Here is an 8,139-nt window from a genome sequence, read left to right on the forward strand (position 1 = left end):
CGGGCCGGCCCGTCGCGGCCGGCATCAAACCGTCAAAACCCAGAGCCGCAAGATCAAGTTCGTCCACGAACACGTCGACGACGCGCACCGGATTGTCCTCGGACACCTAGTCGTCCAACCGGTTCGGCAGCAGCGTGACTTGATGGCGATCCGCACCCCAAACAAACCGCGCCATACCAGCCTCCACCGTCAGGCAGAGACTATCAAAAACCCTCACGTTTTCACACAGCCTCGGTGGAGTTCGTGGAGATTGAGAAGGGCGGACGCGACGACCGGCCCAAGCTCGCCCAGGCGCTCCGCCTCTGCCGCGTGCAAGGCGCCACTCTACTCGTCGCCAAGTTGGACAGACTGAGCCGAGACGGCGTGTTCCTCCTTACCCTCCAGCGCGACCTCCAGCGGATGGGGCTGCGCTTCGTCGCCGTCGATATGCCCGAGGCGAATGGAGCTAACGATCGGGATCATGGCCGTGGTCGCCAAGGCCGAGAGGCGGATGATCAGCGCCCGCACGAAGGCGGCGCTGGCGGCGGCGAAGGCCCGGGGTGTGAAGATGGGTGGCTTCCGAGGCGTCCTGCCCACCGATCAGGACCGTGCCAGGAGCGCCGAGGTGGTGAAGGCCAAGGCGGACAGCCGAGCAGCCGATCTCGCGCCGATCCTGGAGGACATCCGGGCCGGCGGCGCTACCAGCCTCCGGGAGATTGCTGGCGAGTTGAACCATCGCGGTATCCCGACCGCTCGGGGCGGATCGTGGTCGGCGGTCCAGGTCAACCGTGTTCTGGCGAGGACGGCGGGAGGGGTGGCCTGGAATGCAGCCCCGGGAACGACAAGGGGGATGGCGCCATTAACCTGTGTTGTCGGGTTCGACCCCGGCACCCAGCCTCATCAACACTGAGCCGGCCGGGCCCATCCCCGCGCCGGCTCCTCTTTGCGACGAGGAACCACGCGCGAGCGCCGAGGGTTGGTTTTTCGCCGTGATGAAATCGGTTGTTGGCTGAAGAGCGAGCGCCCGGCGAGGATTGGACCCCTTCGCCGGGCGTTCGTGCGTCTGGCGAGTGGAGGAGCGCCTACTTGCCACCACCGCCAGCACCGCCGCCACCACCGCCGCCGCTTCCCTGCGGGACCGGGCGGGAAGGCTGGCCCGCGTTGCTGCCCGCAGCTGGGTCAGAGCTGATCTGGGACGCACCGGTTCCGCCGGGGGCAACAGTCACATCCGGGGCTGTCCCCGTCGTGCCAGGGGTCCGGCCGACAGTGCCCGTGGTCGCTGAAGCGGGAGGCGCGGCCGTTTGAGCGTAGGCGACACCCGCGGCCGAGATGGCGAGGGCTGCCAGGAGGGCTGTCGAGATCGAGCGCATTGGATACCTCACGAGGTGGATTTTTGACCCCAACGCGCGCTGCATGGATAAGGTTCGTCGATCCTGGTAGCGTGAGGGCAGACAGCAGAACACCCGGCCGGGGTTCAGGACCCGCACCGGGCGCTCGCTCCTCGAGCGCAGACTCGGTCTCCCGCAAATAAACAATCATACGATGTAGAGTAGACTTGGCAGCGCGCGATCACTTGATAAAAATCGCCGAAGCGGTGGTGGTGATTTGCCGCGCGCAGCAGCAATGAGGGCGGATCTGACCAATCCGCTCGGCCTGCGCGCTCGCGGTACATCGCCAACACCGCCGAGGCCGGCTGCCGCTCAATGGCAGAGGTATTTTCGGCATCATCAGCTTCGGATGCACTGGGTGGCGCTTGAGCCAGATCAACACCGCCCCGCGCCGCCGTGACACTCTCGTTGGTCCAGTCGGAGCGGGTAAGGCACGTCCCCAATCAGTTTGCCCTGGGCCGGTCCGCGCAAGCCGCCATGCCCGCGAGGTCCCATGGCGGGCTGGTCGCCTGGAGGTGCGGCGGCCGGGCTCCGCACTCACAATGGGCCCGGCCGCCAGCTACAGCGACCAGCCCGCCACAGGCTCAAAGGCGGTCGCCAGTCGCTGCCTTCGCCCGCTCGGATCTGTGACGACGAGAGCGGCCGATCTCGGAATGGAGAGGAGCGGAGACCACGACAGGTCGGACGTAGCCGCCGCTCTCGCCGGGTCGGGGCACCCTGTTCGGCTCGCTGTCAAGCTCGCGCGTTGCGGTTAACACGCGGTGCAGACTCCTGCTCCGCTTCGGGTGCAGTACTTGCACAGCCGCAGGGGGGCAGGAGGCACAATGGAAGCCGACACCCTCAAGAACCCGCCGTTCCGGGTCCTAACCTACCGGGACGGGCAGGATGTCATCATTGAGACCGTGCAGACGCCAGAGGCTGCCCAGATCCGGTTCGCGTCGGCGGTCGACCTCTGCCGCACACGCGACGACGCGCACACGCACCGGGTTGAGCTCTGGCATGGGCAGGAGTTGCTGGAAATGTGGCGGGGCGAGACAGACTAGGTCGAACAGGTGCGGCGGCCGGGCTCCCTGCGGGTGGAGCCCGGCCGCTGGCTGCAACGACCGACCGCTGGATCGGGGATGTCAGGTGGTCGCTACCTTCGCCCTCGCCGGGGAGCGAGGTCGGTCTCGAATAGAAGGGACGACGACCCGGGATCTCTGCACAGCGAGAACGAGGTGATCCCGGGCCACCGCCGTGCCGGCTGGATGTTTAGCCCGGCAGGTAAGAGCGTGATCTAGGATGGTTAACGAAGTGCTAACGACAGCAGAACGCCCGGCGGTTGTCCCGTGCCGCCGGGCGTCTGTTCGGACCTCATCTCCTGACACTCGTATCAGCCCAACCAACTCGGGCTGGTTCGACTCGTTCGAGCGAGTCTCTACCGTAGGTGGTGTGGCCGCTCGGATAGGAGGGGCTGTCCGTCAGGTTCTGGTTCGGCCCGCGCAGCCAGTCCAGGCTGTGGGACGGCCGGCCGAAATAGTCGGCGCCCCGGTAGGCGAAGAGGGCCTGCAGGGTCTGGAACGGCCGGGAATTGCCGTTGGCGTCAGCGCCCTGGCTACCGGCCGGACGGTCGTAGGCCTTGCCGAACACGTCGGGCCTGCCGTCGCGCGACGCGAAGATCGATGAGGCGGCCTCCGAGACCGGGTTCTTGCCGTTCGTGGTGCCGTTGCCGAAGAAGTACTTGCCGGAATTGGAGTCCGATTTGGCGACGTTGTTGGTGTAGCCGAGCAGGTCGGCGACCGTCTGGGTCACGTTCGTGAAGGTCTTGTAGTCCGCGTAGCGGGCCCTGGCCTGATAGATTTCGCCGAGCCGGCTACCGAGCCCGTCCGCGAGTTCGGCGGCGTTACCGTCGGTGATGAAGCAGTCGCGCAGTGCGAGCTGCCGCTGCTCGGCGAACGGCAGCAGGAGCGGCTGCGCGAGGGCACCGGACTGGATGTCGCCGGTCACCCGCAGGTTGGCGGTCAGCGCCGCGCGTCCTTCGGCGGTGCGGGTCAACGCACTGACCGGCGCCAGTCCCTGCAGGGCAGTGAGGTTCGTGGCGGTCTGCGCCCCGGCCCCGAGGGGCAGCAGCGTGCAGAGAAGAGCCGCCCCGTAGATCATCCGCCCGCGCATGATGGTGCCTCCCCGTGTGTTGTCGTTGTCGGTACCAGGAGACGACGGCCGTGGTGCCCTGTCCAGCCCTGGGGCGCTGCCTCACGCCTCGGGAACGACCGTATCCGCGGCGTCCATTGGGCAAGTGAGGTCGCGGATCAGAGCGGCCAGTTCGGGCTCATGGACCAGGACGGCCGCAGCCTCGCTGCTGACCCACTGCACGTCGCGCTGGCCCTGCTCGCGCCAGCTGGGCAGCTCCCCTGTGACGGTCAGCACGTAGACCGCCACTCGGCAAGGGACGGCACTGCCGTCCGGCAGCCGCTTGTCGTAGGTGTAGTGGCCGGCCGGCGTCTTGCTGATCTGACCGGTGACGCCGGCCTCCTCCCGCGCCTCGATGGCCGCAGCCCGGTGAGGCTTGCGGCCCTTCATCGGCCAGCCCTTCGGCGGGATCCAGCGCCGGGTCTCGCGCGAGGTCACCAGCAGCACCTCCAGGCTGCCGTCCTCGGCCTGACGCACTGGCAGGGCCGCCACCTGCTCCGCGCTTTTCCGCGCCGCGCCCTTCTTCAGTGGAACGGCTTTCTTCGGCTTCGTGGCGGACGATGGCGGCTTGCGCTTCGGCACGGGTAGCTCACGACCACAGGGCGGCAAACCTCAGGGCCCACCTTCGTTCCGAGCGCTCGGCACAGCCGAGCGCAGCAGCCCCCGATGTGGTGGAACCGGTCAGCAGATAGACAAGCCGGCTAACCATCGGCACCCTGTTCCCACGAGCAAGGAGGAACCACCATGCGCCGTGTCCTCGTCCCCGCCCTCCTCGTGCTGGCCGTGCCGTTCATCGCGGCGGCCGCGGCCGACACGCCGGTGCCGCCCGAGCAGGCCGCCAAGGTCGAAGCGCTGCTGCGCCAGCAGGGGTTCACGACCTGGAAGGAGATCGAGCTGGACGACGGCATGATCGAGGTGGAAGACGCCGTCGACGCCAGCGGCAAGAAATTCGACCTGAAGCTCGATCCGGTGACCTTGGAGATCCGCAGCCGCAAGGCGGAGTAAGGACGGTCGGTTCAGGAGCAGGCGGGCAGGCCTGACGGAACGATGGAGGCCGGTCATGCTGAGCAACATCGAGATCATCGCCCGGCTCGCCCTCTCGGCCCTGCTCGGCAGTCTCGTCGGGCTGGAGCGCGAGCGGCTGCTCTGGGCCGCGGGCCTGCGCACGCATATGCTGGTCTGCGTCGGCGCCTGCCTGATCATGATCGTGTCGGCCTTCGGCTTCTCCGACATCATGGGCCAGCAGAACGTGGTGCTGGATCCCTCGCGCGTCGCCGCGCAGGTCGTCTCCGGCATCGGCTTCCTCGGCGCCGGCACCATCCTGCTGCGCGGCGAGGTGGTGAGGGGGCTGACCACGGCCGCGAGCCTGTGGGCGGTGGCGGCGGTGGGGCTGGCAGTCGGCGGCGGGCTCTACGTGGCGGCGCTCGCCGCGACGCTGGTCATGCTGATCATCCTGGCCGGCGTGAAGCCGATCGAGGAGCACTACCAGGCGCGGCTGCAGGCGCGGCCGCTGCGGCTGGTGGCGCGCACGGGCGAGATGTCGATCGACGTGCTGCAGGAGGTCACGGGCGAGCGCTCCTCGCGCATCAGGCAGTTCGTGGTGCGCCAGTCCGGGTCGGAGGGGCTCGACGAGGTGACGGTGACTTTCGTGCGGCTGTCGCAGCGCAGCGTCGAGGCGATCGCGGAGCGCCTGCGCCAGCATCCGGGCGTCGTGAGCGTTGAGACGGAGGTGGCTTGAGCGCCGCGCGCTCACGACAGCCCTCCCGCCGGCGGGGCCGTACGACATGAGAAGGCGCCCGCGGGCGGTCGTGATCTCCGCCCTGGGCGTGGTGCAGATCCTGACCTGGGGCACCTCGTACTACCTGCTGACCGTGCTGGCGCCACCGATCGCGGCAGACACCGGCTGGCCGCTGCCGTGGATCATCGGCAGCCTCTCGGCCGGCCTGCTGGTCTCGGGGCTGGTCTCGCCCCACGTTGGCCGCACCATCGGCCAAGCCGGCGGCCGGCCGGTCCTGGCCTTCGCCACAGTGGTGCTGGCGCTCGGACTGCTTGTGCTCGGCCTCGCGCCCAATCTGCCGGTGTTCTTCCTCGGCTGGCTGATCCTCGGTGCCGGCATGGCAGCAGGGCTCTACGACGCCGCCTTCGCCACCCTCGGGCGGCTCTACGGCGCGGGCGCGAGGCCGGCAATCTCGACGCTGACCTTGTGGGGCGGGTTCGCCAGCACGGTGTGCTGGCCGCTCTCGGCCTTCCTGGTCGCGCAGCTGGGTTGGCGAGGCACCTGCTTCGCCTACGCCGGCCTGCTGCTCGCCCTGGCGCTGCCGTTGGTTCTGCTCGTCTTGCCAGCCCCGCCGCCCTTGCCGGGCGCGGACATCGCCACCGATCCGGCGGGCAATGGTCCGTTGTCGTCCAGGGAGCGCCGGGCCTTTATGCTGCTGGCCGGCATCCTGACCCTGGGTGGGGCCACTACAGCGATCGTCTCAGTGCACCTCCTCAACCTGCTGCAGGCGCAGGGGACTTCTCTCGCCACGGCGGTGTCGCTCGGCGCGCTGGTCGGCCCGTCGCAGGTCGCGGCCCGCGTGATCGAGATGGCCAACAAGGGCCGGCATCATCCGATCTGGACGTTGACGGCGGCCATGGGCCTGATCGCCCTCGGCCTGCTGCTGCTGTGGGCGGGGGTCTCGATCGTGGCCCTCGCCCTGGTGCTCTACGGCGCCGGCAATGGGGTCTATTCGATCGCGCGGGGTACCCTGCCGCTCGCGCTATTCGGGCCGGTCCGCTACGCGCCATTGCTTGGGCGTTTGGCCTTGCCGAACCTGGTGGCGCAAGCACTAGCACCCTCGCTTGGGGCCGTGGTGCTGGCACAGGGCGGCGCCTCGGTCACGCTGTCGCTGCTGGTCGTCCTCACGCTCCTCAACATGGGCCTCGTCGGCGCACTGTGGCGTGTGCACTGAGGAACCCTGGTTCCATACGCCCGCCTTACACGAATGGCGCTACTTCCCGCCGGCCCCTGGGCCGAGCGGATCCGGGCCTTCACGGGCGGCAAGGGCACGGGCTGGCCCAGACCCTGTTCGCGCCCGACGAGCTCGCCTCGATGAACCGGTACGCGGACGCGGTGCGGGCGACCCACATCCCGAACCGGTTCAGGCGGCCCGTGGCGCCCGTTCTGCCGCCCGCCGTCCCATTCCCCCCCGTCCGCACCGCCGCGCCCGTCCACGGCCCTCTAGGTCGGCCGCGCCGCTGTCGCCCATCAATCCGGCTCTGAAGCCTCTTCAAGCTGCCGGGACGACGCCCGGCGGCACCGCCTGCGGCTTCTCTGGCGCCGTCGCGCCCTGCACCGGGCCTGAACGCTGCTCTCGAACGGCTTCGGCGGGGCGTGGAGCGGAACGCGTAGCAGCGGGCAGCGGGAGATCAACCAAGATGACGCGACCGCTCAGCGGGTCGAGGATGCGGATCTGCGCCATGTGGCTCCCCTCATGGGAGAAACAGACAGCCTGCCTCGATTCAGGTAAGACTTCGTTAATGGCTGTCCCGTGCGGCCGATCACACCCCTGCGTCGATGGATAAGAATAACTAGCATCTATGTGCGCCTTGTGTGACCACAAAGCTACACAGGAAAACCGGTCTAATCAGTACATCATTTGGATGATGTCAAGCTCATCTATCGAAGGTACGCACGACTGATCGGTATATGCACGGGTCTAATAGAGTGATTCTGAGTGGAATCGACCTTCCTATCCTTTGCGCGCTGTTCTGCGGCGGGGTAGTATCGGGCCTGACCGGATTTGCTTTTTCAGCGATAGCGGGTGTCATTCTGCTTCATTTATATCCATCTAGTGTCGCAATTCCTTTGATGATGTTCTGTTCGTTGTTTTCGCAGGCGGTAAGTTATTTTAAGCTGAGATTAGATTTCGACATGAGAGCGAGTGTGGGTTTGATATGCGGTGGGTGTTTTGGTTTGCCGATTGGGTATGTTGCCTACTCTGCCCTTGATCAGCATCTGTTCCGTATCATATTCGGCGTTTTCGTATCTGCGTATAGCGCTTATATGCTGTGTAAACCATCGTCGCTTAGCTATCGGTGGCTAAGCCACAGATCTATGGCGACATACGTTGGATTACTAGGCGGATTTGTTGGTGCCATAACTGCGATGCCGGGAGCACTGCCGACCATCTGGTGCGATATGCAGGGCTTTTCTAAAGAGAAAAGAAGAGCCTTGACGCAACCATTTATTATATTCATGCAGATCGCGGCTTTCATAATATATCTTGTGGGAGGCAAATTGTCTCACGAGTTGATGAAATTTGCGGTCGAGGGAGCTCCAGCGGCGGCAGCCGGTGCAGTTGTGGGCATATCTCTATTCAGAAGAATTAGTGAAAATAAGGCGAGGAAGGCTTCTTTGTCGCTTCTTCTGATTTCCGGCGCGATGCTTGTGGGCTAACTAGCGAGAGAAGGCCGCCCTGCCTACAGCAGGAGAACGTGAAGAGTAAGGGCTAACTTTAGCATTACAGTTGCGTTTTTGTGCGTGCTGGCTGACGGCTGGCCCGGCTTGGCGTCCGGCGCTGCCGCCGCCGTTTGGCGTCTGACGCGCGCTGTTTGAGATGTG

The 8,139-nt window shown here is 66.3% G+C and carries 10 protein-coding genes and 2 pseudogenes; 7 read left to right on the forward strand and 5 right to left on the reverse strand.

From position 1 onward, the window contains the following. A pseudogene (locus tag MET2598_RS41120) lies at window positions 1–175 on the reverse strand (IS5/IS1182 family transposase); the annotation flags it as partial. A gap of 68 nt (window positions 176–243) precedes the next feature. Between MET2598_RS41120 and MET2598_RS43390 the strand changes: the two are divergent. After that, window positions 244–369 (forward strand): annotated as a pseudogene (locus MET2598_RS43390) (recombinase family protein); the annotation flags it as partial. On the opposite strand, the gene MET2598_RS43395 reads toward MET2598_RS43390, so the two are convergent. Continuing rightward, the gene (locus MET2598_RS43395; protein ID WP_018261447.1) at window positions 325–462 is read right to left on the reverse strand and encodes a hypothetical protein; all 138 of its coding nucleotides are present in this window, start codon (window positions 460–462) and stop codon (window positions 325–327) included. The pseudogene MET2598_RS43390 and the gene MET2598_RS43395 overlap by 45 nt on opposite strands. On the opposite strand from MET2598_RS43395, the gene MET2598_RS42805 reads away from it, so the two are divergent. Together MET2598_RS42805 and MET2598_RS0115415 are read left to right on the forward strand one after the other, a co-directional pair. Continuing rightward, window positions 461–889 (forward strand): recombinase family protein, encoded by a 429-nt coding sequence (locus tag MET2598_RS42805; RefSeq protein WP_018261448.1) that lies wholly within the window; start codon window positions 461–463, stop codon window positions 887–889. The genes MET2598_RS43395 and MET2598_RS42805 overlap by 2 nt on opposite strands. 1,302 nt (window positions 890–2,191) lie before the next feature. Beyond that, on the forward strand, window positions 2,192–2,410 hold the full coding sequence (locus MET2598_RS0115415) for a hypothetical protein (RefSeq protein ID WP_018261449.1): 219 nt from the start codon (window positions 2,192–2,194) through the stop codon (window positions 2,408–2,410). Between the two features lie 310 nt (window positions 2,411–2,720). On the opposite strand, the gene MET2598_RS36585 is transcribed toward MET2598_RS0115415, so the two are convergent. Continuing rightward, entirely contained in the window at window positions 2,721–3,518 is a 798-nt protein-coding gene (locus MET2598_RS36585) for a hypothetical protein (protein ID WP_018261450.1), read from the reverse strand. Between the two features lie 81 nt (window positions 3,519–3,599). Beyond that, entirely contained in the window at window positions 3,600–4,118 is a 519-nt protein-coding gene (locus MET2598_RS0115425; protein ID WP_442918994.1) for an NUDIX hydrolase, read from the reverse strand. Between the two features lie 162 nt (window positions 4,119–4,280). On the opposite strand from MET2598_RS0115425, the gene MET2598_RS0115430 reads away from it, so the two are divergent. Genes MET2598_RS0115430 through MET2598_RS0115440 form a run of 3 tightly spaced genes read left to right on the forward strand, consistent with a single transcriptional unit; the run spans window position 4,281 to window position 6,487 of the window. Then, entirely contained in the window at window positions 4,281–4,541 is a 261-nt protein-coding gene (locus MET2598_RS0115430; protein ID WP_018261452.1) for a PepSY domain-containing protein, read from the forward strand. Between the two features lie 55 nt (window positions 4,542–4,596). After that, a complete protein-coding gene (locus MET2598_RS0115435) occupies window positions 4,597–5,274 on the forward strand; it encodes an MgtC/SapB family protein (protein WP_018261453.1) in 678 nt (225 codons plus the stop codon). Window positions 5,275–5,320: 46 nt separating this feature from the next. Continuing rightward, entirely contained in the window at window positions 5,321–6,487 is a 1,167-nt protein-coding gene (locus MET2598_RS0115440; protein ID WP_026190743.1) for an MFS transporter, read from the forward strand. 318 nt (window positions 6,488–6,805) lie between these two features. Here the strand turns inward: MET2598_RS0115440 and MET2598_RS41125 are convergent, their stop codons facing one another. Continuing rightward, the gene (locus MET2598_RS41125; RefSeq protein ID WP_157182168.1) at window positions 6,806–6,997 is read right to left on the reverse strand and encodes a hypothetical protein; all 192 of its coding nucleotides are present in this window, start codon (window positions 6,995–6,997) and stop codon (window positions 6,806–6,808) included. A gap of 245 nt (window positions 6,998–7,242) precedes the next feature. Here MET2598_RS41125 and MET2598_RS39235 point away from each other — a divergent pair, with 245 nt between their 5' ends. After that, entirely contained in the window at window positions 7,243–7,974 is a 732-nt protein-coding gene (locus MET2598_RS39235) for a sulfite exporter TauE/SafE family protein (protein ID WP_157182169.1), read from the forward strand. Window positions 7,975–8,139 lie beyond the last annotated feature (165 nt).

The organism is Methylobacterium sp. WSM2598 (assembly GCF_000379105.1).
Taxonomy (GTDB): Bacteria; Pseudomonadota; Alphaproteobacteria; order Rhizobiales; family Beijerinckiaceae; genus Methylobacterium.

Bases quoted from the DNA above. Each gene is read 5' to 3' on its own strand.
- MET2598_RS42805 (WP_018261448.1), top strand. From the start codon at position 461: ATGGCCGTGGTCGCCAAGGCCGAGAGGCGGATGATCAGCGCCCGCACG.
- MET2598_RS43395 (WP_018261447.1), bottom strand. From the start codon at position 462: ATGATCCCGATCGTTAGCTCCATTCGCCTCGGGCATATCGACGGCGAC.
- MET2598_RS0115415 (WP_018261449.1), top strand. From the start codon at position 2,192: ATGGAAGCCGACACCCTCAAGAACCCGCCGTTCCGGGTCCTAACCTAC.
- MET2598_RS36585 (WP_018261450.1), bottom strand. From the start codon at position 3,518: ATGCGCGGGCGGATGATCTACGGGGCGGCTCTTCTCTGCACGCTGCTG.
- MET2598_RS0115430 (WP_018261452.1), top strand. From the start codon at position 4,281: ATGCGCCGTGTCCTCGTCCCCGCCCTCCTCGTGCTGGCCGTGCCGTTC.
- MET2598_RS0115435 (WP_018261453.1), top strand. From the start codon at position 4,597: ATGCTGAGCAACATCGAGATCATCGCCCGGCTCGCCCTCTCGGCCCTG.
- MET2598_RS0115440 (WP_026190743.1), top strand. From the start codon at position 5,321: ATGAGAAGGCGCCCGCGGGCGGTCGTGATCTCCGCCCTGGGCGTGGTG.
- MET2598_RS41125 (WP_157182168.1), bottom strand. From the start codon at position 6,997: ATGGCGCAGATCCGCATCCTCGACCCGCTGAGCGGTCGCGTCATCTTG.